The organism is Burkholderia sp. BKH01, assembly GCF_025685725.1.
GTDB lineage: Bacteria > Pseudomonadota > Gammaproteobacteria > Burkholderiales > Burkholderiaceae > Burkholderia > Burkholderia pyrrocinia_C.
The window spans coordinates 134,853-157,127 of record NZ_JAOTQT010000009.1 but is presented as its reverse complement, the minus strand read 5'-3'; the positions used below and the strand labels follow the sequence as shown (position 1 = coordinate 157,127).

The 22,275-nt window shown below is 65.8% G+C and carries 20 protein-coding genes; 15 read left to right on the top strand and 5 right to left on the bottom strand.

What is annotated here, in order from left to right:
* The first annotated feature begins 1 nt into the window (after position 1).
* The 11 genes from cpaB (at position 2) to OEJ37_RS16270 (ending at position 12,533) form a co-directional block, all read left to right on the top strand.
* The gene (cpaB, locus tag OEJ37_RS16320; RefSeq protein ID WP_263344851.1) at positions 2 to 925 is read left to right on the top strand and encodes a Flp pilus assembly protein CpaB; all 924 of its coding nucleotides are present in this window, start codon (positions 2 to 4) and stop codon (positions 923 to 925) included.
* Between the two features lie 65 nt (positions 926 to 990).
* Entirely contained in the window at positions 991 to 2,322 is a 1,332-nt protein-coding gene (locus OEJ37_RS16315) for a type II and III secretion system protein family protein (protein WP_263344850.1), read from the top strand.
* Between the two features lie 60 nt (positions 2,323 to 2,382).
* Positions 2,383 to 3,657: a fimbrial protein gene (locus OEJ37_RS16310; protein ID WP_263344849.1), complete on the top strand. Its 1,275-nt coding sequence runs from the start codon at positions 2,383 to 2,385 to the stop codon at positions 3,655 to 3,657.
* Positions 3,658 to 3,660: 3 nt separating this feature from the next.
* Positions 3,661 to 5,031, top strand: a complete 1,371-nt coding sequence (locus OEJ37_RS16305; RefSeq protein ID WP_174421427.1) for a CpaF family protein — start codon at positions 3,661 to 3,663, stop codon at positions 5,029 to 5,031.
* On the top strand, positions 5,024 to 6,022 hold the full coding sequence (locus OEJ37_RS16300; protein WP_263344848.1) for a type II secretion system F family protein: 999 nt from the start codon (positions 5,024 to 5,026) through the stop codon (positions 6,020 to 6,022). Before OEJ37_RS16305 ends, OEJ37_RS16300 begins: the two co-directional genes overlap by 8 nt.
* Before the next feature lie 4 nt (positions 6,023 to 6,026).
* On the top strand, positions 6,027 to 7,019 hold the full coding sequence (locus OEJ37_RS16295; RefSeq protein WP_174421429.1) for a type II secretion system F family protein: 993 nt from the start codon (positions 6,027 to 6,029) through the stop codon (positions 7,017 to 7,019).
* A gap of 18 nt (positions 7,020 to 7,037) precedes the next feature.
* On the top strand, positions 7,038 to 7,880 hold the full coding sequence (locus OEJ37_RS16290) for a tetratricopeptide repeat protein (RefSeq protein WP_263344847.1): 843 nt from the start codon (positions 7,038 to 7,040) through the stop codon (positions 7,878 to 7,880).
* A 20-nt stretch (positions 7,881 to 7,900) separates the two neighbouring features.
* Positions 7,901 to 8,230 carry a DUF3613 domain-containing protein gene (locus OEJ37_RS16285; RefSeq protein WP_263344846.1) on the top strand — a complete coding sequence of 110 codons (330 nt, stop codon included), beginning with the start codon at positions 7,901 to 7,903 and terminating at the stop codon, positions 8,228 to 8,230.
* 5 nt (positions 8,231 to 8,235) lie between these two features.
* Entirely contained in the window at positions 8,236 to 10,269 is a 2,034-nt protein-coding gene (locus OEJ37_RS16280) for a pilus assembly protein TadG-related protein (RefSeq protein WP_263344845.1), read from the top strand.
* Between the two features lie 108 nt (positions 10,270 to 10,377).
* Positions 10,378 to 11,769 carry a sigma 54-interacting transcriptional regulator gene (locus OEJ37_RS16275; RefSeq protein ID WP_174421432.1) on the top strand — a complete coding sequence of 464 codons (1,392 nt, stop codon included), beginning with the start codon at positions 10,378 to 10,380 and terminating at the stop codon, positions 11,767 to 11,769.
* 56 nt (positions 11,770 to 11,825) lie between these two features.
* Positions 11,826 to 12,533, top strand: coding sequence for a DUF2968 domain-containing protein (locus OEJ37_RS16270; RefSeq protein WP_175920321.1), 708 nt, complete (start codon positions 11,826 to 11,828; stop codon positions 12,531 to 12,533).
* Between the two features lie 82 nt (positions 12,534 to 12,615).
* Here OEJ37_RS16270 and hfq read toward each other — a convergent pair whose 3' ends face one another.
* Positions 12,616 to 13,200, bottom strand: a complete 585-nt coding sequence (hfq, locus tag OEJ37_RS16265; RefSeq protein WP_174421458.1) for an RNA chaperone Hfq — start codon at positions 13,198 to 13,200, stop codon at positions 12,616 to 12,618.
* Positions 13,201 to 13,493: 293 nt separating this feature from the next.
* On the opposite strand from hfq, the gene OEJ37_RS16260 reads away from it, so the two are divergent.
* Positions 13,494 to 13,778, top strand: a complete 285-nt coding sequence (locus OEJ37_RS16260; RefSeq protein ID WP_174421434.1) for a hypothetical protein — start codon at positions 13,494 to 13,496, stop codon at positions 13,776 to 13,778.
* A 27-nt stretch (positions 13,779 to 13,805) separates the two neighbouring features.
* On the opposite strand, the gene OEJ37_RS16255 is transcribed toward OEJ37_RS16260, so the two are convergent.
* The 4 genes from OEJ37_RS16255 to OEJ37_RS16240 all read right to left on the bottom strand — a co-directional run bounded on the left by OEJ37_RS16255 (position 13,806) and on the right by OEJ37_RS16240 (position 18,922).
* Positions 13,806 to 14,726, bottom strand: coding sequence for a DUF1571 domain-containing protein (locus OEJ37_RS16255; protein WP_263344842.1), 921 nt, complete (start codon positions 14,724 to 14,726; stop codon positions 13,806 to 13,808).
* A 29-nt stretch (positions 14,727 to 14,755) separates the two neighbouring features.
* The gene (locus OEJ37_RS16250; RefSeq protein ID WP_174421436.1) at positions 14,756 to 16,510 is read right to left on the bottom strand and encodes an AMP-binding protein; all 1,755 of its coding nucleotides are present in this window, start codon (positions 16,508 to 16,510) and stop codon (positions 14,756 to 14,758) included.
* A gap of 157 nt (positions 16,511 to 16,667) precedes the next feature.
* A complete protein-coding gene (locus OEJ37_RS16245; protein WP_174421437.1) occupies positions 16,668 to 17,486 on the bottom strand; it encodes a TetR/AcrR family transcriptional regulator in 819 nt (272 codons plus the stop codon).
* Positions 17,487 to 17,701: 215 nt separating this feature from the next.
* Positions 17,702 to 18,922 carry an MFS transporter gene (locus OEJ37_RS16240; protein ID WP_174421438.1) on the bottom strand — a complete coding sequence of 407 codons (1,221 nt, stop codon included), beginning with the start codon at positions 18,920 to 18,922 and terminating at the stop codon, positions 17,702 to 17,704.
* Positions 18,923 to 19,204: 282 nt separating this feature from the next.
* Between OEJ37_RS16240 and OEJ37_RS16235 the strand changes: the two genes are divergently transcribed.
* The 3 genes from OEJ37_RS16235 (at position 19,205) to OEJ37_RS16225 (ending at position 22,259) form a co-directional block, all read left to right on the top strand.
* Positions 19,205 to 19,747, top strand: a complete 543-nt coding sequence (locus tag OEJ37_RS16235; RefSeq protein WP_175920323.1) for a GNAT family N-acetyltransferase — start codon at positions 19,205 to 19,207, stop codon at positions 19,745 to 19,747.
* A 130-nt stretch (positions 19,748 to 19,877) separates the two neighbouring features.
* Positions 19,878 to 20,504: a ParB-like protein gene (locus tag OEJ37_RS16230; protein ID WP_152861480.1), complete on the top strand. Its 627-nt coding sequence runs from the start codon at positions 19,878 to 19,880 to the stop codon at positions 20,502 to 20,504.
* A 24-nt stretch (positions 20,505 to 20,528) separates the two neighbouring features.
* Complete coding sequence (locus OEJ37_RS16225; protein ID WP_174421440.1) at positions 20,529 to 22,259, top strand: SulP family inorganic anion transporter; 1,731 nt, start codon at positions 20,529 to 20,531, stop codon at positions 22,257 to 22,259.
* Positions 22,260 to 22,275 lie beyond the last annotated feature (16 nt).

Genomic DNA, 22,275 nt, shown 5'->3' with positions numbered 1-22,275 from the left:
CATGGCCAACAACCTAACCAAGATCATCGCGGGGCTACTGATTGCGATCGCTGTTCTGCTCGGAGTCTATGCGTGGATGCTCGGGCGTAGTTCGCCGGCTCCCGTGCCGGCGCAGCAGATCGCGGTGGCAAATCCGGTGCCGGTCGTGATCGCGGCGCGCATGTTGCCGGCGGGGCAGCCGATTACCGCCGACGCGTTGAAGGTTCAATCGACCGCGTCGATGCCGGGCGGTGCGTTCGGCAATCCGGGCGAGCTCGTCGGCCGTGTGCCGACGCGGGACATTCCGGTTTCGTCGCCGGTTGTCTCGGGCGCATTGGTGTCGGGAATTGCCGAGGACGTGCAGCCGGGCGAGCGCGCGATTGCGGTTCGCGTCGACGAGACCAACGCGGTCGGCAATCGGCTGCGCCCCGGCAATTTCGTCGACGTGTTCCTGAACCTCAAGCGCGAGGGCAACTCGATGTTCGACGGGGAAATCTCGCAGACGCAGGCTCGGCTGCTGTTGTCGAAGGTACGTGTGCTGTCGTTCGGCGATGCAACGACCGAACGCGACAGCGGCAACAACACGAACGGCAATAACGGCCAGCCGTCGAATGTGCATATCGCAGTGCTTGCGGTGCCGACCGCGCAGGTCGATGCGCTGACGCTCGGCGAGGCGAGCGGCCGGTTGACCCTCGCATTGCGTAACCCGCGCGATGACGAGCTTGCGATGCAGACGGTTGCGGTGCGCACGGACAACAAGCTGTCGCCGTCGGTGCTCGCGGCAGCCGGTGTGACGCTGCAGCAACTGTCCGGCACGCAGCGCAATGCGGTGGCCAACGTGAACGTGCCACCGCTGCCGTCGCGCTTGCCGCCGGCCGTGCGGCCGAGCGGGGGTGGCGGTATCGAGGTGATTCGCGGCGGCCGGTCGGAAACGGTTGCTTATTGAAAGGCATCGACTGGCATCGATATCAGCGACGACGAGTAAAAGGCCGCGAGACGGTCCAACGAACAATGAAAAACACACTGATTGCATTCGCGATTGCTATCTGGGCCATGACATTTGCATCGCTCGCCAGCGCGAGCGGCACGATCGAACTCGCCGTTGGCGCGCAACGGCAGATTTCGGCCGGCCGCGCGTTGCAGCGCGTTGCGGTGGGCGATCCGGCGGTCGCCGACATGCTGATCATGAAGGGCAGCCGTTCCGGATCGGTGCTGCTGATCGCGAAGGCGCCTGGTGCGACGAACGTGATGCTGTGGGAGCGCGGCCGCGATGAACCGACGGTCTGGAACGTCGAAGTCGTCGATGCGTCCGCGCATGCGGTGCTCGACGGCTCCACGCCGCGCGTGAATGCGTACGGCGGAACGGCGGTGCTGCAGGGAACGTCGGCATCGCTCGATGCGCACGACCGCGCAGTCGCGGTCGGCAAGAACATGAGCGCGAAAGGTGTCGTGATCGATCGCTCGACGATCGCCGGCAAGAATGTCGTGCAGGTCGATGTGCGCGTCGTCGAATTCAGCCGCTCGGTGCTCAAGCAGGTCGGTTTCAACTTCTTCAAGCAAAGCAACGGGTTCTCGTTCGGCTCGTTCTCGCCGGGCGGTGTGCAGTCATACAACGGCGGAGCGGGCCCCGGTACCGCCGGCTACATCCCGACGCTCGGTGCGCCCGTGGCGTCGGCCTTCAACCTGGTCGTGAACGCAGCCGGGCACGGCATCTTCGCCGACCTGTCGCTGCTGGAGGCGAACAATCTTGCGCGCGTGCTCGCGGAGCCGACGCTTGTCGCGCTGTCCGGGCAGAGTGCGAGCTTCCTCGCGGGCGGCGAGATTCCGGTGCCGTCGCCGCAAGGGCTCGGCTCGACCGCGATCCAGTGGAAGCAATACGGTGTCGGGCTCTCGCTGACACCGACGGTGCTGAGCCCGCAGCGGATCGCGTTGAAGGTCGCGCCCGAGTCGAGCCAGCTCGATTTCGTGAACAGCGTGACGATCAGCGGCGTCGCGGTTCCGGGTATCACGACCCGCCGCGCGGATACGACCGTCGAACTCGGCGACGGCGAGAGTTTCGTGATTGGCGGCCTGATCGATCGCCAGACGATGTCGAACGTGAGCAAGGTGCCGTTGCTCGGCGATCTGCCGATCATCGGAACGTTCTTCAAGAACCTGAACTATCAGCAGAATGACAAAGAGCTGCTGATCATCGTCACGCCGCATCTCGTCGCGCCTATCGCGAAGGGGGCGGTGCTGCCCGCAACGCCGGGCGAGCTGTCCGAACAGCGGAACGGGCCGGTCTGGCAGTCGTATCTGGGCGGCGCCGCGTCGCCGGACGCTGCACCGGGGTTTTCGAAATGAGTGCGACGCATCGCGTGTGGCGGTGCATCGGCACGCCTTGCGTAATCGGGGGTGTTCAACATGAACGCGCGAACCCAATCATTGTGTGAACCCGCCGTGACCGACTATTTCATTTGCGCATCGCAACAGGACGCGCATGTCCGCTGGCTGGCCGACACGCTCGTGTCGGCCGGCGCGGTCGAGGCCGCATCGCTCGAACCGGGCGTGCTGGCACAGCGCATCACGGGCCTCAATCCGGCGCTCGTCTTCATCGATTTCTCGGATGGCAGCACGGCAGCGAGCATTGCCGCCGCCGCGGTTCGCGCCGCGCATCCGGGGTTGCCGATCGTCGCGCTCGGCTCGCTCGCACAGCCGGAGAGCACGCTCGCCGCATTGCGCGCCGGCGTTCGCGATTTCATCGACGTGTCGGCACCGGTCGAGGAGGCGTTGCGCACGACGCGCGGGCTGCTTGCGAACGTAGCCGAGCCGGCGAGCCGCCACGGCAAGCTGGTCGCGTTGCTTGGTGCGCGCGCCGGCATGGGCGTGAGCACGCTCGCGGCGAATCTCGCCGTATGGCTGCAGAAGCGCGCGGCGAGCCCGGGGGCGGCCGGGGTGCCGAATGGCGGCACCCCGGCCGGTCGCCAGACCGCGCTCGTCGACCTGGGGCTGCCGGCAGGCGATGGCGCGCTGTTCCTGAATACCCGCTGCGAATTCCATTTCATCGATGCGGTTCACAACCTGCGCCGCATCGACCGGACCTTCGTGAATACCGCGCTGACGCGGCATGAGAGCGGCGTCGCATTGACGACGCTGCCGGCCGATCTCGGCGGGCTGCGCGACGTCTCGTATGCGTCGTGTGCCGGTTTGCTGAACCGCTTTCGCGCCTTCTTCGATCAGCAGATCGTCGATCTCGGCGGCTTTTCGAACCGCGAGTTCGTCGCCCAGATCACGAGCCCGGCCGACGAAGCGTGGCTCGTCTGCGATCAGGGCGTCGCGTCGATCGTATCCGCAGCCGATCTGCTGACCGGGCTGCGCGACGCGGGTGTCGAAACCGATCGCGTGCGGCTCGTCGTCAACCAGTACGACCCCGCACTCGACCTGACGCCCGCGCAGATCGCCGAACGCCTCGGCCTGTCGCTGGCCGGAACCTTGCCGTCGCGCCGCGTCGCGATCGGCCGTGCGGCGAACCAGGGCCGGCTCATCGTCGACATGGCGGAGCGCGACCCGTACGTGCGCGCGCTCGAGTCGCTCGCCGCGCGGCTGCCAGGCGTACCGGTCAGATCGGCCGCATCGCGTCCGGCATCCGGCCTGTCTGCGCTGAAGCGCCTCATTCAACCCTCGTCCAAGCGGTCGTAAGCGATGGCACACGACATTCAATTCGCCGACGGCGCAGCGCCGTTCTCCCAGACGCAGCAATTCCACGACATCAAGAATGCCGCTCACGAGCACTTGCTGACGCGCATCGAAGAACTGGGCGCCGAGTTCGGCAGATGGTCCCGCCAGGCGATCAACCAGTTCGTCGATCTCGAGATCGACAGCTTCGTGCGCCTGCGCCGTATTCCGCTCAACGAGAACGAGGTGCGCGCGATCGCCGAGGCGCTGACGAAGGAACTCGCGGGCTTCGGGCCGATCGAGGACCTGCTCGCGGACCCGGCTGTCGAGGACATCCTGATCAACGGCTACAACGACGTGTACGTGTCGCGTCACGGGATCCTCGCGAAGCTGCCGGTGCGCTTCACCGACAACGCGCACCTGTTGCGGATCGTACGGCGCATCCTCGCGCCGATCGGCCGCCGTCTCGACGAGTCGAACCCGATGGTCGATGCGCGGCTGCCAGATGGTGGCCGCGTGAACGTCGTGATCGAGCCGCTGTCGATCGACGGCCCGGTCGTATCGATCCGGAAATTCCGCAAGGATCCGCTGAAGCCGTCCGACCTGCTCGCCAACGGGACCTTCAATGAAGAGATCGACACGCTGCTCCAGGCGGCGGTCGAGGCGCGCTGCAACATTCTCGTATCGGGCGGTACGAGTTCCGGCAAGACGTCGCTGCTCAACGCGCTCGCGTTCCACATTCCCGAGATCGAGCGTGTCGTGACGATCGAGGATACGGCGGAACTGTCGCTGAACCACCCGCACGTCGTGCGGCTCGAGAGCCGGCCGGGCGGCTTCGACGGCACCGGCATCGTGTCGATTCGCGATCTGTTGCGCAATACGCTGCGGATGCGCCCGGACCGGATCATCGTCGGCGAAGTGCGCGGCGGCGAAGTACTGGAAATGCTGCAGGCGATGAACACGGGTCACGACGGCTCGATGGGCACCGTGCACGCGAGTTCGCCGCGCGAGTGCCTGTACCGTCTCGAGATGCTGGCGGGCTTCGCGGGCTTCCAGGGGACCGAGTCGAGCCTGCGTCGGCAGATCGCGAACGCGATCGACTTCATCGTGCAGATCGGGCGCCTGTCGAACGGGCGGCGGCGGATCCTGTCGATCACCGAAGTTACCGGGTTGTCCGACAACATCATCGCGATGCAGGAGCTTTACCGCTACGAAGCACGCGTGACGCCCGAGGGCGAGGAGGTCGACCACTGGGAAACGCTGGGCATTCATCCGCATTCGCCGAAGCTTGCGCGCTTCCGTCAGACGCTGACGAGCGGCGGATTCGGCGATGGCGGGTTTGGCGGCGGCTTCGGCGGTGGCGGGTTCGGCCGCGGCGGCGGGGGCTTCAATGTATAGCGCGATGGTATGGGTGCTGGCGTGCGCGATGCTGTGCGTCGCGGCGGCGATGATGCTGTGGCGTCACGCGGAGACCCGGCGCGTACGAACCGACGCGAAGCGCTTCATCGACAGCCGGCTCGAACCCGGCGCACGTGCCGGTGTCGCCGCGCAGCCGGCACGGCCGTCCGCGGCAGGTGCTGCGCGTACCGTACCGCAGCCGGGCGCGGCACGGAATGTATCGTCCGACGCATTCTGGGCGCACTGGTATGCGACTGCATCCGAGTATCTGACGAACCTCGCGAGTCGCGCCGGGATCGAGGATGCACGAGGCAAGACGCTCGTCGCGCTTGCCGTGCTGGTTGTTGCCGCGGCATTCGCGGGCAGTCGCGGGGGTGCGCTTGCGTGCTTCGCGGCGCTCGCGTGCGGCAGCTCGATACTCGGCGTCTGGCTCGCGTCGCGAATTCAGCGGCGCAGACTGAAGATTGTCCGGCAGATCCCGTCGTTTCTCGACGGGATCGTGCGTCTCGTGACGCTCGGCAACAGCGTGCCGGCGGCGTTCCAGTCCGCGCTGCTGACGACCGAGGAGCCGCTGCGCGGCTGCCTCGACCTCGTGTCGCGGATGCTGCGCGGCGGTATCGAGATCGATCGCGCCATGATGCACATCGCGAAGGTCTACCGGACCGAAGAGTTCGAACTCGTGGGCTCGGTGCTGCGCTTGTCCGTCAAATACGGCGGCCGTGCGGACGTCATGCTCGAACGGATGGCCGTGTTCATGCGCGATCTGGAGCAGGCCGAGCGGGAATTGACCGCGATGTCGTCGGAGACGCGGCTGTCGGCGTTCGTCCTCGTGATGCTGCCGATCGCAATCGGCAGCTTTGTCGTGATGACAAACCCGAGGTATCTGCACGGGATGTGGAACGATCCGAGCGGGCGAACGCTCCTCATGACCGCGTTCCTGATGCAATTGGTCGGCAGCGTATGGCTGTATCGGATGGCTCGACTCAGGTGATGTTATGACAGCGACTCAAATCGGGGCGATTGCGTTGGCGGTGGGCGCGCTCGGGGTGCTGCTGCTCGGCGTTGTTGCCATGTTGCGCGCGAGTGCCGCGGCGCGTGCCGAACGCGCGCTGGTCGATGCGCTGGACCGGCGCATGGCCGCGCTCGCGGCAGCGAAAGCGCGAACCGCGCCGGATGGCGATGCGCCTGCGAAGCCCGACGTGCGTGGCGGGCAGCGCGTCGAACGTTTTCTCGACAGGCTGTCGGCGGCGGGCGTGCGCTGGCTCGATACCGGGTTCGGCAAATACGCTGTCGCGGAAGAGGATCGCCGCCTGCTCGAGCAATGCGGCTATGTCGACGCGCGCACGCGCGGGCTGTTCCTGAGCGCGCGGGTCGCGTGCGGGATCGGGTTGCCGCTGCTGTTCGCGATCTTCGCGAGCGGGCGCATGAAGGGCGGTATCTGGATGGTCGGCATGTTCGCCGCCTTCGGGCTCGGCTTCATGTTGCCGAAGCTCTACGTGCAGCGCCGTGCGGCGGCGCGTCGGCAGAGCGTGGTCGACGAACTGCCGTTGCTCGTCGACATGCTGCGCTTGCTGCAAGGGGTTGGACTGTCGTTGGACCAGAGCCTGCAAGTCGTGACGAACGATTTTCGCGGGATGTTGCCGGTGCTGTCGTCGGAGGTGGGAATCGCGCAGCGCCAGTTCGCTGCGGGCCGCACGCGCGAGCAGTCGCTGCAGCGGCTGTCCGTCGGATTCGACAACGAAGACTTGCGCGCGATCGTGCGATTGATGATCCAGGTCGACAAGCATGGCGGCGCGGTGCAGGAGCCGCTCAAGCAGTTCGGGGACCGGCTGCGCGAAACGCGTCGGGCCATGCTGCGCGAGCGGATCGGGCGGTTGACCGTGAAGATGACCGGGGTAATGGTGCTGACGCTGTTGCCCGCGCTGTTGATCGTGACGGCCGGGCCCGGCATGTTGGCGGTGATGCACGCGTTGTCGCGGCATCATTGACGGACGGAAGGAATGACGATGAAGCGGATCGGCGGAATGGCTATACGGGCGGGTGCGGTAGCGGCGGTGTTGCTGCTGGGCGCGTGCGCGACCAAGGACAGCGGTTATGGCGTGAGCGCGCAGACGGAGCGCGCGGCGCTGATACAGGCGGCCGACCAGAAGCAGGCCGTGCCGGATACGCCGGGCATGTACCTCGGCCTGATCCAGCGGATGCAGTCGCAGGGGCTTTATTACGCGTCGCTCGCGCACATCGACGCGTACGACAAGACCTACGGTGTCATGCCGGAGTCGATCCTGCTGCGCGCGGACGCGCTGCGGATGACCGACCAGCCGGCCGCGAGCGCAGCCGCCTACACGCAGTTGCTGAAGACGCCGCTCGCCGCGCGCGGCTATCGCGGGCTCGGCCTGCTCGCGGGCGCGGCGGGTGATTTCGACCGCGCGGCGCAGACGCTGACGCAAGCGTCGGAGCTGGCGCCGACCGATGCGTCGATGCTGTCCGATCTCGCATACGCGAAGTTGCGCGGCGGCGATGTTGTCGGAGCGCGCGTGCCGTTGATGAAGGCGGCGGAACTGGATCAGCGCAATCCGAAAATCGTCAGCAACCTCGTGCTTTACCTGTTTGCAGCAGGCCGCGCGCAGGACGCGCAGAGGCTGATGAACCAGCAGCATCTGCCGGCGGATATCCGCAAGGACATTGCCAGCGACGCCGCGAGGATTACCGCGGCGGCGCGCGCGCAGCAACGCGCGGTCGCGACGCCGCCGGTGGTGTCGCGGCGCGGCACCGCCGCGCCGATCACGCCGATGGCGAACAATGTTGGCTACGATCAGACCGTGCCGCTGCTGCAACGGTTTGCACAATGAACAGGCATCGGGGGAACGACATGAACGGCAACAAACATCATCGAAGCGTGCGCGCGGGTCGGATCGCGGTGCTGGCCGCGATCGTCTGCGCGGCGGCGGGTTCCGCCGGGGCATACGGGCAAGAGGCCGTGACAGCGGGCGCGTCCGACGTAGGCCACTCGACAAGAGACTGGCTCACGATGCAACGCGACAATCGCGCGGCGGCACCGACGCAGCCGTTGCTCGGCGACGTGGCGTCGCTTGTCTACCAGCGGTATCTCGATTCGTTCAAGAACAAGGTTCCGGGTTCGATGAGCTCGCAGCTCGGTTCCGCCAGCGGCATGTCGGGCGGTGGTCAGGGCATGCAGTAAGCGGGATGGCGATGCACGCAGATCAAGCACACGTAGCGCGGCGGCGTCGCGTTGCACGCCGTCCGCGGCGGCAGCGCCAGCGCGGTGCCATTGCGGTCATGGCCGCGATTTGGGTGTCGGTCGCATTCATCATGCTGGGTGCGATCGACATCGGCCGTTTCTATTCTGAACGGCGCAGCATGCAGGCGGCTGCCGATCTGGCCGCGCTTTCGGCCGTGTCGCAAATTACCGCTGATTCGACCTGCTCGGCGGCGACGACGGCAGCCAATCGAATCGCGAATCCGGCGGCGAATCCGCTGCCGGCCAACTCGACCGTTTCCGTGACGTGCGGTGTCTGGACCGCGCCTCAGGGCAGCGGCAATCCGCTGTTTACGCCGACCTCTGGCGCAGCAACCAACGGCCAATGCGCAGGCTTGTCGCCCGGAACGATCAATGGTCAATCGGTCAACGCCGTATGCGTGACGGTTTCCGAGCCGGTCTCGGGCATTTTTCGCAGCGGGATCACCATCGACGCGTCGGCCATTGCCAAGAGCGTGCCCACTGATACCTTTACGCTGACCACGTCGCTTGCGTCGCTGAACGGTGGACTGGCCAATCAGTTGCTCAAGGCGCTGACGGGTTCGCCCAATGCGCTGAATCTGCAGGCTGTCGATTATCAGGGGCTCGCGCAAGTTAACCTGAAACTGGCCGGTATTCTCGCCAATCTGCCAGTCGGCTCGAGTACGTCCGTATTGAACGGGAACGTGACGCTCGGCCAGCTGGCCAATGCGACGTTGCAGGCGGCGACGCAGCAGAATGTGGCTGCAGCGAATCTGAACGTTCTGAATGCGCTCGTCGTCGCGCTTTGTTCGAACAGCATTTGTGGCGGGCCGCAGATCGCGCTCGGCCAGTTGGTTTCCGCCGCAACCGCTACGGGAAGTTCCGCCGTCGATGCCAGCGTCAATGCACTCGGATTGTTGTCGACGGCGTTGCAGATCGCGAACGGCACGAATTCGGTGAGCATTCCCAGTGTCGCGGTCCAGACACCCACGTTGCTCGCACCGTTACTGAACGTGACCGTGTCGGGTTCCGTCAAGTTGGGGGCGAACCCGCCGTCCACCGCGAGCGGTCCGCCCGGACCGGCGAATTGCGGGACGTCCGATTGCACGACCAACACGTCGACCGCGCAGGGGAATGTGTTCCTCAATACGTCGATCTCGCTGCTGTCGACGTGCTCCAACGGCTCGCTGGTCTTTCCGGGTGGCAGTTGTCCGTCCGGCAATGCGACGCCGCTTGCAGCGGTGCAATTGCCGATCACTGCCTATGTGGCGCCGGCGAAGGCGGGCCTGATGTCCGTCAATTGCACCGCGGACGGCACGAAAAGCGCGCAGGTAAACGTGCAGACCGGGGTAGTGGCCGTCTACATCGGCGGCGCGGCGAATACGCCGATCAATCTCAATGCGCCCAGCGGTTATGTTCCCGACGGCAGCGCAGCACCGATTACGTTGGTGTCCGTCAACCTGCAGAGCCTGCTCAACCTGTTGAACCTCGGCGGTCTGGTTTCCGGGCTGACGACGTTGGTCAAAACCCTGACGTTCGGAATCGTCGACCTGACCGATATCTCGATCAACATCAACCTGTTGCCCGGACAGCTGACGGTTCCCGTCGCCAATCAAAATCCGACGCCGTTGGTGTTCACATATCCCGGGCCTGGGTCGTCGGCTTCGCCGAACCCGGCGTCGCCGTACATGCTGAGCACAGGAACGGATCAGTTCCTGTCGCCCGCTGTTCAAGGTATCTTGAACAGCGGCCTGTCGTTGCAACTGTCGGCGAACAGCGGTTTGCTGTCGTGGCTGGGCGTCATAGTGAATCCCATATTGGGCGTCATAACCGGGCCGATCTTGTCCGCGCTGGCGACCACACTCGTTCCGCTACTCCTGCAACCGATCGATTCGCTCCTAACCTCGGTCACGGGCCTGCTCGGTTTGAGCCTGGGGAACGCCTCTGTCACGAACACACCGGACTCGATCAAATGCGGCAATCCCATGCTTGTTCAATGAATGCCTGAGCGTTCCGTTATCGAAGCAGGCGGCGTCGCTGCCGCCCGCAACCGGTCACTGACCTGCAATACCAAGCAACTCGTCAATAACTGAAGCCGCATCCGAATCATGAGAACCACGCCCGCAATCGCAGAACTCGACCTGTACGTCTGGGAAGGCAAGGCGGATATTGTCGACCGCGTCGCCCGGTGCATGGCGAGCTTCGACGTCGAAGTGATCCGTGCCGACAATGCGGAGATCTCGCCCGAGCGCGCCGCGTTGCGGCCGTCGCTGGCGATCATCAGCGTGTCGATGATCGAAACCGGCGCGGCGTTCCTGCGCGACTGGCAGGCCAACATCGGCATGCCGGTCGTCTGGGTCGGCGCGGCGCGCGACCACGACGCGTCGCATTATCCGCCCGAGTATTCGCATATCCTGCCGCTCGACTTCACGTGCGCCGAACTGCGCGGAATGATCGGCAAGCTCGTCACGCAACTGCGTGCGCACGCGGCCGAAACGTTACAGCCGTCCGAACTCGTCGCGCACTCGGAATCGATGCAGGCTCTGCTGCACGAAGTCGATACGTTCGCCGATTGCGACACCAACGTGCTGCTGCACGGAGAAACCGGCGTGGGCAAGGAGCGCATCGCGCAACTGCTGCACGAAAAGCATTCGCGCTACCGGCACGGCGAATTCGTGCCGGTGAACTGCGGCGCGATCCCGGACGGCCTGTTCGAATCGCTGTTCTTCGGCCATGCGAAAGGATCGTTCACGGGCGCGGTTGTTGCGCATAAAGGCTATTTCGAGCAGGCGGCGGGCGGCACGCTGTTCCTCGATGAAGTCGGCGATCTGCCGCTGTACCAGCAGGTCAAGCTGCTGCGCGTGCTCGAGGACGGCGCGGTGCTGCGCGTCGGCGCGGCGACGTCGGTCAAGGTCGATTTCCGCCTGGTCGCCGCGAGCAACAAGAAGCTGCCGCAGCTCGTGAAGGAAGGCCTGTTCCGCGCGGATCTCTACTATCGGCTCGCGGTGATCGAGCTGAGCATTCCGTCACTGGAAGAGCGCGGCGCGGTCGACAAGATCGCGCTGTTCAAGTCGTTCGTCGCGCAGGTCGTCGGCGACGACCGGCTTGCCCAGGTGTCCGATCTGCCGTACTGGCTGACGGACTCGGTCGCGGACAGCTATTTCCCCGGCAACGTGCGCGAATTGCGCAACCTCGCGGAGCGTGTCGGCGTGACGGTGCGGCAGACGGGCGGGTGGGATGCCGCGCGGCTGCAGCGGTTGATTGCGCACGCGCGCAGCTCGGCACAGCCGGTGCCGGCGGAGAGTGTGGCCGAGGTCTTCGTCGATCGCAGCAAGTGGGACATGAACGAGCGCAACCGCGTCATCACGGCGCTCGACGCAAACGGTTGGCGGCGTCAGGACACGGCGCAGCAGCTCGGCATCAGCCGCAAGGTGTTGTGGGAAAAGATGCGCAAGTATCAGATATTCGACGAAGAGCCCGAGACACGCGAAAGCGAGTAATTAATGAGATAAAATCGCGCTGGATTACAACGACTCGGGCGGGGAATAAAAACTTCATGAGCCATATGACGGGGTGGGGGCGGGCGTGTGTGTTGCTCGCGATGGTGGGGGGCATGCAGGGCGCTCACGCGCAGGGGCTGGCAGGCAGCGATTCGTCGGCGGTGCAGCAGGCATCGGCGCCGGTGGCCGCGATTCCGGTGATCGATTCCCAGGTCCAGACGTCGGTGCAGCCGCAGGCGGGCGAGGCGACGGGGCCGAGCACGGTCGACGATCTGCAGCGCCAGATCCAGGCACGCACGCTGACGGAAATGCGCACGAGCTACAACGGCAGCTACGGCGCGAGCCTGCTGTTCAACGTGAAGGACGGTGCGTACTTCGTCGCGCTGTTCCAGCAGAAGGCGTTCTGGCGCGTCATCAAGACTTACGACGAAACGCGTGCGGAAGCGATCTATCGCGATTTCTCGCATCAGGCGGAGCGGCTGGCCGTCAACGAGCTGCGGGCGGCGAAGCTGGAATCGCAGAAGGCGCAAATGGACAAGCAGATCGAAGTCACGCAGGATCGCGCGCGGCGTCTGCAGGCCGATATCTCGATCGCACGCCAGCAGCAGGCAGCGGTTACGGATCGCCAGAAGAACGTACGCAGCGAGACGGTCGCGTTGCAGGCGCAACAGGCCGAACTCCAGTCGCAACTGCGCGCGTTGCGGCAGCAGGTGCGTTCGCTGCAGCGCGAGGCCAACGCGGGCCTGCCCGCGACGGCACGCTGAGCTGAGAGCGGCGGTGCGGCGACATGCCGCGCCGGCGGCCGCACAAGAAAAAAGGGCAAGCCCGTTGGCTTGCCCTTTTGTTTTACTGGCCGTCCGGTACGATTCGCCGGCGGCGCGTGACGATCACCGGCCCGTTGCCGCCGCCGCGTGCGTCCGACGGCGATGTGTTGCCGGATGCGTCGCCGGCGTCGCGCGGTGCGCCATAGCTTTCGCGCGGTTCACGGGGTTCGCGCGGTGCGCCGTAGCCTTCGCGCGGTTCACGCGAGCCGTAACCTTCGCGCGGCTCGCGGGAGCCATAGCCTTCACGCGGTTCGCGGGAACCGTAGCCGCCGCCGTCGCCACGCGATTCGCGCGGGCCGCCGTGCGAGCCGTACGGGCTGTGACCGCCGCCTTCACGGCCGCCGGGGCGCCCGCCGGTGCGCGGACCGCGGGGGCCGCCGCCGCCCGGGCGCGAGCCGCCGGTGTCGAGCTGGATCGTGGAAATCGCGCGCTTGTAGATGCCTTGCAGACCCACGGGGGTGCGCAGCATCACCAGGTACTGGTCGAACGACTCGATACATCCCGTCAGACGAATGCCGTTGACGAGATAGATTTCAACGCGCTTACGTTCCTTGCGCGCCGAATTGATGAAGTCGTTTTGCGGATGGGATTCTGCGGGATTGGCCATTGAGGTGCGGCAGGAGCCTGCGTCAGAGAATATGTTGTGCGTGTGTGGCGTGTTCGTCCACAAGGCGTTTGGCGGAATTCTACCCTGTTCGATAGCGAAGCGCGCAGTCGTGATTGTGTCGAACCGTAACCCACTATAGACGTTGCGGCGAGTTTTCGCGATTCGGCCGAACGGCCAACGCCGTTTCGTTACGTCGCGTTACGACTCTCGCAACGCCGTATCACCTCGGTGCGCGGGCGGCACTTACATTTGTCGCGCGAGCCGGGCGGGCCGGCTTATCAGGGATCCGGAGCATGAACAAGAGGCAAGTGGCAGGGTTGATCGGGGGCGTGGCGTTGCTGGCTTCCGGGAGTGCAATGGCGGGGCATGTCGACCTGTCGGTCGGCATCGGCGTACCGGTCGCGCCGGTCTATGTCGAGCCGGCGCCGGTCTATGTGGCGCCGCAGCCGGCCGTGGTCGCCTATCCGGGCTACGGTTATGGCTACTACGGCGATGACGACGACGATCGCTACCGGAAGTGGCGCAGGCACTATTACAGGCACTGGCACAAGCACCACGGCGACGACGATGACGATTGAGCCCGAGGCAGGCCCCGCGGGCGCGCATCAGAACGCGTAGTCGGGGTTTTTCGGGGCGAATGCGGTGTCGTCGAGCGTCGCCGGCGCGATTTTCTCGATGACGATCCGCTCGAAGATCTTGCCGTCGTTGTCATAGGATTCGACGGTCCGGAAATAGGGCGCGTGCAAGTCGAGCCCGAGGACTTCCTTCTTTGCGTAGAACTGCGGCCGGCCGGTCGGCGTTTCGTAGGTGAGCGCGACGACGCGCACGCCGTCGATCGCTTTTGCTTCCACCCGGGTCGGCCGCTGCACGCCGGCTTCCTGGTATTTCTTCCCTTCGGTCAGGTACAGGTTCGTGATGAACTCGGTGCCGAGATCCTTCACCTGGTGATTCGACTGGGCGCGCGAGAGCGCGCCGTCGAGCGCCGTCCACAACGGAATCTTGCCGAGCAGGCCGCCGAGATGGCCATACATCTCGTCCTTGCGCTGCGTCGTGTCGTAGATCGTCTCCTGTCCGGCATGCGCGCCGCCCGGCAGCCATTTCGCATACACCCGCAGCGGCTCGCGCGTGGTCTTCACGAGCATGCGGTCGGGCGTGTCGGACCATTTCCCGCTGATGCGCTCCTGACGCACCATCGTGAACTGGTATGACGGATAGCCGTTAGGACCATTACGGATATAAAGCGGCACGGCGAGCGGATCGAGCGCCTTGAACAGCGTCGTGAGCGTCGCGTCGTCGAGCTGCGCGAGCGTGCCGCGCTGCGCGGCCGTGCGCAGCCAGCGCGCCTGTTGCGCGACCGGCTCGCGCGTGACTTTCGCCAGGTCCGCCGGCAGCGCGACCTCCAGTGCCGCGCTTGCGGCGTCGGCCGTTTCCTGCGCATGCGGCAGTCCCGGCCGCGCGAGCGATAGCATGCACGCGACCGCCGCGGCGGCAGCGTGCCGCGCGCGGCGTTTCATTCCTTCGTTCATCGACGGCGCCTCCCGGAGCGATGGATCGTTCAGCCTTGCTTCGCGGCCTTGAGTTTGGCGAGTTCCTCGTCGCGCAGCGCGCGGCGCAGGATCTTGCCCACGTTCGTCTGCGGTAGTGCATCCCGGAACTCGACGAATTTCGGCATCTTGTAGCCGGTCAGGTTCTTGCGGCAGTGCGCGAGCACGTCGTCGACCGTGAGCGACGGGTCGCGGCGCACGACGAACACCTTGATCCGCTCGCCCTGCACCTCGTCGGGAATGCCGATCGCGGCGGCCTCGCTGATGCCCGGGTGCATCACGAGCACTTCCTCGATCTCGTTCGGATACACGTTGAAGCCGGACACGAGGATCATGTCCTTCTTGCGGTCGATGAGGCGGATGAAGCCGCGTTCGTCCATCACGCCGATGTCGCCAGTGCCGAGCCAGCCGTCGGCGTCGATCACCTTGGCCGTCTCGTCGGGACGCTGCCAGTAGCCGCGCATCACCTGCGGACCGTGCACGCACAGCTCGCCCGGCTCGCCGATGGCGGCCCAGGTGCCGTCCTCGCGGCGAAAGCGCACGACGGTGGACGGGGCGGGCAGGCCGATCGAGCCGCTGAACGAGGCCATGTCGTTCAGGTTCACGGGGTTCATCGTGACGATCGGCGAGCATTCGGTGAGCCCGTAGCCTTCGACCACCGGCCGTCCCGTCACCTGCTGGAAGCGCTCCGCGACCGCGCGCTGCATCGCCATCCCGCCCGCCATCGCGAGCTTGAGCTTCGAGAAGTCGCGCTTGCGGAATTCCTCGTTGTCGAGGAACGCGTTGTACAGCGTGTTGATGCCGGTGATTCCCGTGAACGTTTCGTTGCGAATGATCTTCATCACCATCTTCATGTCGCGCGGGTTCGCGATCAGGATGTTGCGCCCGCCGAGCCCCATGAAGATGAACGCGTTCACGGTCAGCGAATAGATGTGATAAAGCGGCAGCGGCGTGAGCACGGTTTCGACGTCACCCGAGACCTGGTCGGCGATCCACGCCTTCGCCTGCAGCAGGTTCGCGATCAGGTTGCCGTGCGTGAGCATCGCGCCTTTCGCGACGCCTGTCGTGCCGCCCGTGTATTGCAGGAACGCGAGGTCGTCGCGCGTCGTCTGCACCGGCTGCGGTTTGCCGCGTGCGCCGAGCGCAAGTGCGGAGCGCAGCCGGATCGCCTGCGGCAGGTGGTAGGCCGGCACGAGCTTCTTCACGTGCTTCAGCACGAAATTGATCAGGCGTCCTTTCGCATTGAAGCCGTCGGCGAGCAGGTCGCCGAGCGCGGTGACGACGATGTTCTTCACCTGCGTTTCCGGCAGCGCTTCCTGCAGCGTGCTCGCGAAGTTCTCGAACACGACGATCGTCTGCGCGCCGCTGTCCTTCAACTGGTGTGCGAGTTCGCGCGCGGTGTAGAGCGGATTGACGTTGACGACGATCGCGCCGGCCTTCAGCGTGCCGAACAGCGCGACCGGATACTGAAACGTGTTCGGCAGCATGATCGCGACGCGGTCGCCGGGCTTCACGCCGATGGTTTGCAGATACGACGAGAATGCTTCGACTTTCTGCGCGAGCGTGCGATAGGTCATCGATGCGCCTGCGCTCACATAGGCGACGCGCTCCGCGAAGCGTGTCGTGCATTCGTCGAAGAACTGCACAAGCGACGCGTATTGCGCGACGTCGATTTCATGCGGTACGCCGGGCGGGTATGACGCGTACCAGATGCCGTCGGTGTTCGGCGGAACCTGGGCCGCTGCGGTTGCTGCGGAAGATGACATGACGTGTCTCCGGTCTTTGCTTTCGGCGAGGGCAGGCGCTTTCATGCCTGCCCATGCCCCATGCTTCACGGGCGATCAACACGGGCGCCTCGGCGCGCCGCATGACCCCGCGTATCAATCAATTCGTGAACGGGAACTCGCGCGTGGCCTCGCGCGCTCAGTTCGCGGAGTGCAGCGTCGCCGTATCGGCGGTAGCCGCACTTGACGGCAACCCGAACGCTTCGCTTGCACCCGCGTCGTCGAGTACCGCCGCGAAGATCGACAGTTGCGCGCTGTCGGGCATCGGCGCCTTCAGCGCGGCGACGATCAGCGACGACAGCCGCGCGATCATCTGCACGTCGTTCATCGTGCGGCCTTGCGAGAACTCGTCGATCAGGCTTTCCGTTTCGGCACCCGCGAGCGCGCCGGACAGCGCGCCGATCGCGAAGTGCAGCCGCCAGCCGAGCTCCGTGCGCGGCAGGTGCGGCAACGCGCGCTGGAACGCGTCGAAGAAGCGGCCCGCGACGCTCGCGTAGTGCGCGGTCAGGAAGTTGCGCACGAACGGCGACGGATCGGTGTACGCGCGGCCGATCAGCCGGAGAAACCCGGGCCCGCCGCGTTCCGGGTTGCGCGATGCCTTCAGTGCGGGAATGAACATCGCGCCGAGCACGTGCTCGCAGGTGATGCGCGTGCCGAGCTGCGCATCGAAGCGGTCGAGGATGCCGAGGCGCTCCTGGTTGAGCTGATCGAGCCGGCGCGACAGCATCGCGTGGATCAGCGCTTCCTTGCTGCCGAAGTGGTAGTTGACCGCCGCGAGGTTGACCGCCGCGCGCGACGTGATCTGTCGCATCGACATCGCCTCGAAGCCATGCTCGATGAACAGGTCCTCCGCCGCATCGAGGATGCGCGCCTTCGTCCCGCCGGTCTGCCGAGTGCCGGATGACCGAGCGCCGGACGGCCGTCCCGCGGATGGCCGCCCCTCCTGACTTACTGCCATGTTCCGCCTCCCATGCCGGTCGCCCGGCCGCGAACAGGTGATTTGATTGTCTGATTCAAACAGTCGTTTTTATTAAGATAAAAAAACGCGGGCGGAGCGGGCAAGTGGGGAATCTGGTCAAATTCCTCTAGTTCGATGTGCATCTGCGGAAAGCGCGGCGCGCAACCCCGGCGGGACGGGGCGCGCGCGATGGTGCGGTGCGTCAATGCGCGGGTTCAGCCGACCGCGCTACGCGTATTGACCGATTGCGTCATGTCGATGCCACGTCGCTCGCGGCTGAACAGGATCAGCACGGCGATCGCGACGGCGACGGTGCCGGCCACGAGTGCGAGCGCGAAGCTGTAATTGTTGTCGTGCGACACGGCGAGCGATGCCTGCATCGTCGCGTTGCCGGACGCGAGCAGGTTGCCGAGCTGGTAGACGACGCCGGGGAAGGTCGCGCGGATCTCGTCGGGCGAGATCTCGTTCAGGTGGACCGGAATCACGCCCCACGCGCCCTGTACCGAGATCTGCATCAGGAACGCACCCGCGGCGAGGGCAATCGGGCCGCTCGAGAACGCCCACAGCGGCAGCACGGGCAGTGCGATCAGCGCGGCGATGAAGATCGCGCGGCGCCGGCCGATTCGTTCCGAGATCGCACCGAACGACAGCCCGCCGACGATCGCGCCGATGTTCAGCACGATCGTGATCCACGACACGGTATGCGGATCGAAGTGATGCTGTTCGCGCAGGAACGTCGGATAGAGATCCTGCGTGCCGTGCGAGAAGAAGTTGAACGCGGTCATCAGCACGATCGCGTAGATCGTGAGCTTCCAGTTCTGCTTCAGCGTGGCCCCGAGGCTCGGGCGCGGGCGTTTCTCCATCTGTTTCCACGCCGGCGATTCGGGCACGTGCGTGCGCACGTACAGCACGAGCAGCGCGGGCAGCACGCCGACCATGAACATGCCGCGCCAGCCGATGTACTGGTAGAGGAGGCCGAACACGACGGACGCGAGCAGGTAGCCGCTCGGATAGCCGGCCTGCAGCAGCCCCGACACGAAGCCGCGCGCATGGGTCGGCACGGTTTCCATCGTCAGCGCGGAGCCGACGCCCCATTCGCCGCCCATCGCAATGCCGAACAGTGCGCGCAGCACCAGCAGCGCGGTCAGGCTCGGCGCGAAACCCGACGCGAGCTCGAGCAGCGAATAGCACGCGATGTTGACCATCAGCGTCGGGCGGCGGCCGAAGCGGTCGGCGAGCCTGCCGAAGATCAGTGCGCCGAGCGGGCGCATCGCGAGCGTCAGCGTGAGCGCGAACGCAACGGCGGGGATCGTCGACGAGAATTCGGCGGCGATGTCCTTCAGCACGAAAACCATCAGGAAAAAATCGAACGCGTCGAGCGTCCAGCCCAGGTAGGCGGCGATCGTGACGTTGCGTTGTTCGCGGGTCCAGCTCATGTCCGAGGTCTCCTCGTTGGCTTGCGCGCTCACGATGTGCATGCGGATGCCGGCCCGGCTTGCGCGCGGTGCGGGGGGCACTGATCGAGTGTAGGCCGCCGCGCCATGCGATGTGGGGCGCGATAACGCTGAATCGGGAATAATCCCTACGAAATGAACTGTTTCGGAAACGGAAACGGAGCCGCGCCGGACCGGCGACAGGCATCTGTATCATTCCGGAAGGCTTTTTGTATTTGTTATGTAATGCGCTCGATGCGCATCGTCACCGAATCAGGAGTCCCGATGAACGAACGTTCCGATGCCGCGCTGCCCGTGCTCGAAACCGCCAGGCTGTGGCTGCGTCCGCGCGTGCTGGCCGACCTCGACGCGTGCATCGCGATGGATCGCGATCCCGAGGTGACGCGGCATGTCGCGGGCCCGTGGCACGATCCCGTCGAGCATCGCCGCTTCGTCACGCACCGGATCACGCGCGACTATCCTCCGGGACTCGGCTACTGGTCGATCTTCGAGAAGGCCGCACCCGATGCGTTCATCGGCTGGGTCCTGCTGATTCCCGACTATGCGAACGGTGCGCGCGACGTCGAGATCGGCTGGCGGCTGGTGCGCACGACATGGGGGCGCGGCATCGCGAGCGAGGCCGCGGCCGCCGTCGTGCGGCACGCATTCGATACCGTGCGCCTGCCGCGCGTGATTGCCGATATCGCCGAGGCCAACAGCGGTTCGCTGAACGTCGCGCGCAAGCTCGGGATGCGTCGCGTGAGCGTCGTGCACGACGGCATTCCTTACATTCGCCATCGTCTCGAGCGCAACGATCTGCGCGCGTAGCGCGGCATCGTGTACACGCGTGCGCGGTTGTCAGAGATCGTCAATCGGCTAGGTATCGAGGTCATGACGTATTAACGGCTCGCGCGATCAGGAGTATCGTTGCCGGAATTTCGCAACATGGGGTACGACCATGGCACTCGGCAGAGACGTTCATCTCATTCCCGTCAGGCTCGACGCGCTGCGTCCGACGCAGATGACGGTCGGCTATCGCGAAGTCAAGGCAAAGCGCAAGCACTGGAAGACGCTCGACAAGCGTGCGCGCAAGGCGGCGATCGAATCGCACTGGTTCCCTGCCGTCATCGGCCCGGACGGGTTGCACTACATCACCGATCACCACCATCTCGGCCTCGCGCTGATCGAGGAGGGCGAGTCGCGCGTGAATGCGATGCTGCTGAAGGATCTGTCCTGGCTCGACGACACGATCTTCTGGCGGATGATGGAGCACAACCAGTGGGTGCATCCGTTCGGCGCGGACGGGTCGCGCCGCGACTATGCGCATTTGCCGAAGGCGCTGACGGGGCTGGAGGACGATCCGTACCGCAGCCTCGCAGGCGAACTGCGCACCGCGGGCGGCTACGCGAAGGATGCGACGCCGTTCAGCGAATTCCTGTGGGCCGATTACCTGCGCCAGCATGTGTCGCTCGACCAGATCCGCAAGAACTTCGCGAAGGCGCTCGACGCCGCGCTGCGCCGCGCGCACGACCAGGACGCGCGTTATCTGCCCGGCTGGTCGGGCATCATTGCCGTCAAACCCTGACCGGCACACCGCGCCGACCGTTCCATGACGACCGCCCCGATCCGCCCCGACGCCGGCCCGCAGCATGCCGACCATTTCTCCGCGCTCGACGCGGCCTCGCCGCCGCGCATGCGGCGCGTCGGCCTCGATGCGCTGGCCGGCCTGTCGATCGCGGGCCTGCTGATTCCCGAGGCGGTCGCGTATGCGGGGCTGGCCAACCTGCCGCCGCAGGCCGGCCTCATCGCACTGCTGTCGGGGCTCGTTGTTTATGCGTTCACGGGCAGCAGCCGCTTCGCGATCGTGTCGTCGACGTCGTCGTCGGCTGCCGTGCTCGCGGCCACCGTGCTCGCGGAATCGGGAATGGCGCTTGCCGCACAGCTCGCGCTTGCGGCTGCACTGGTCGCGATGACGGGCGTGCTGTTCATCCTGGCGGGCGTCGCGCGGCTCGGCGGCATGTCGGACTTCGTCGCGCGGCCCGTGCTGCGCGGCTTCACGTTCGGGCTCGCACTGACGATCGTCATCAAGCAGTTGCCGAAGATTCTCGCGATTTCCGTGCAGCACAGCGATGCGCCGCATGTCGCGCTCGACCTGATCACCGGCGCACCGCATGCGAACCTCGCGAGTGCCGTGCTTGGCGCGACCGCGCTGGCGTTGCTGTTCGTGCTCGGGCGCCGCTCGCGCGTGCCCGCGACGCTCGTCGTGATCGTGCTGTCGATCGCGGCCGGCTATGCGATCGACTGGCAGCGATACGGGATCTCGATCGTCGGCCACATCGATTTCCGGCACATCGAATTCGGCCTGCCGCAACTCGACCGCAACGCGTGGATGCAGACGGTCGAACTCGCGTTCGCGCTGATGCTGATCCTGTACGCGGAGTCGTACGGATCGATCCGCAATTTCGCGCTGAAGCATGGCGACAGCGTGTCGCCGAACCGCGACCTCGTCGCGCTCGGCTGCGCGAACCTCGTGTCGGGCCTGCTGCACGGGATGCCGGTCGGCGCCGGCTATTCGGCGACGTCGGCGAACGAGGCGGCCGGTGCGCAGTCGCGCTTCGCCAGCCTGTGGGCGGCCGGCGTGGTCGCGCTGATCGTCTGGCTGCTGCTGCCGCAGCTCGCGCGTACGCCCGAGCCCGTGCTTGCGGCGATCGTGATCTTCGCGGTCAGCCATTCACTGCATCCGACCGTATTCCGGCCATACTGGGACTGGCATCGCGACCGGCTCGTCGTGATCGCCGCGCTGCTCGCGGTGCTCGTGCTGGGTGTGCTGCACGGGCTGCTGGCGGCCATCGGCGTGAGCCTGCTGCTGACGCTGCGCAAGCTGTCCGAGCCGAACGTCAGCGTGCTCGGCCGGCTGCGCGACAGCCATGACTTCGTCGACGTCGCGAGCCATGCCGACGCGAAGCCGGTGCCGGGCGTGCTGATCGTGCGGCCCGAGGCGCAGCTGTTCTTCGCGAACGCGGACCGGATGCTGAATCGCGTGCGCGCGTTGATGAAGGCCGCGCCGGATACGCATACCGTGATGTTGAGCCTCGAGGAAACGCCGGATGTCGACGGCACGACGATCGAATCGTTGCGCACGTTCGCGGCCGAATGCACGGCGCGCGGGCTGCGGCTCGCGGTCGTGCGGCTCAAGATGCACGCGCTGCACGCATTGCGCCGCGCGGCGGACGATACGCTGCACGACGGCGCGATGTCCGAACTGAGCGTCGACGAAAGTCTGCAACTGCTGCAGGCCGGCATGCCTCCGGACGGCAGCGGCGGAACGACTGCCGCGTGATGGGGCGGCGCGTCGG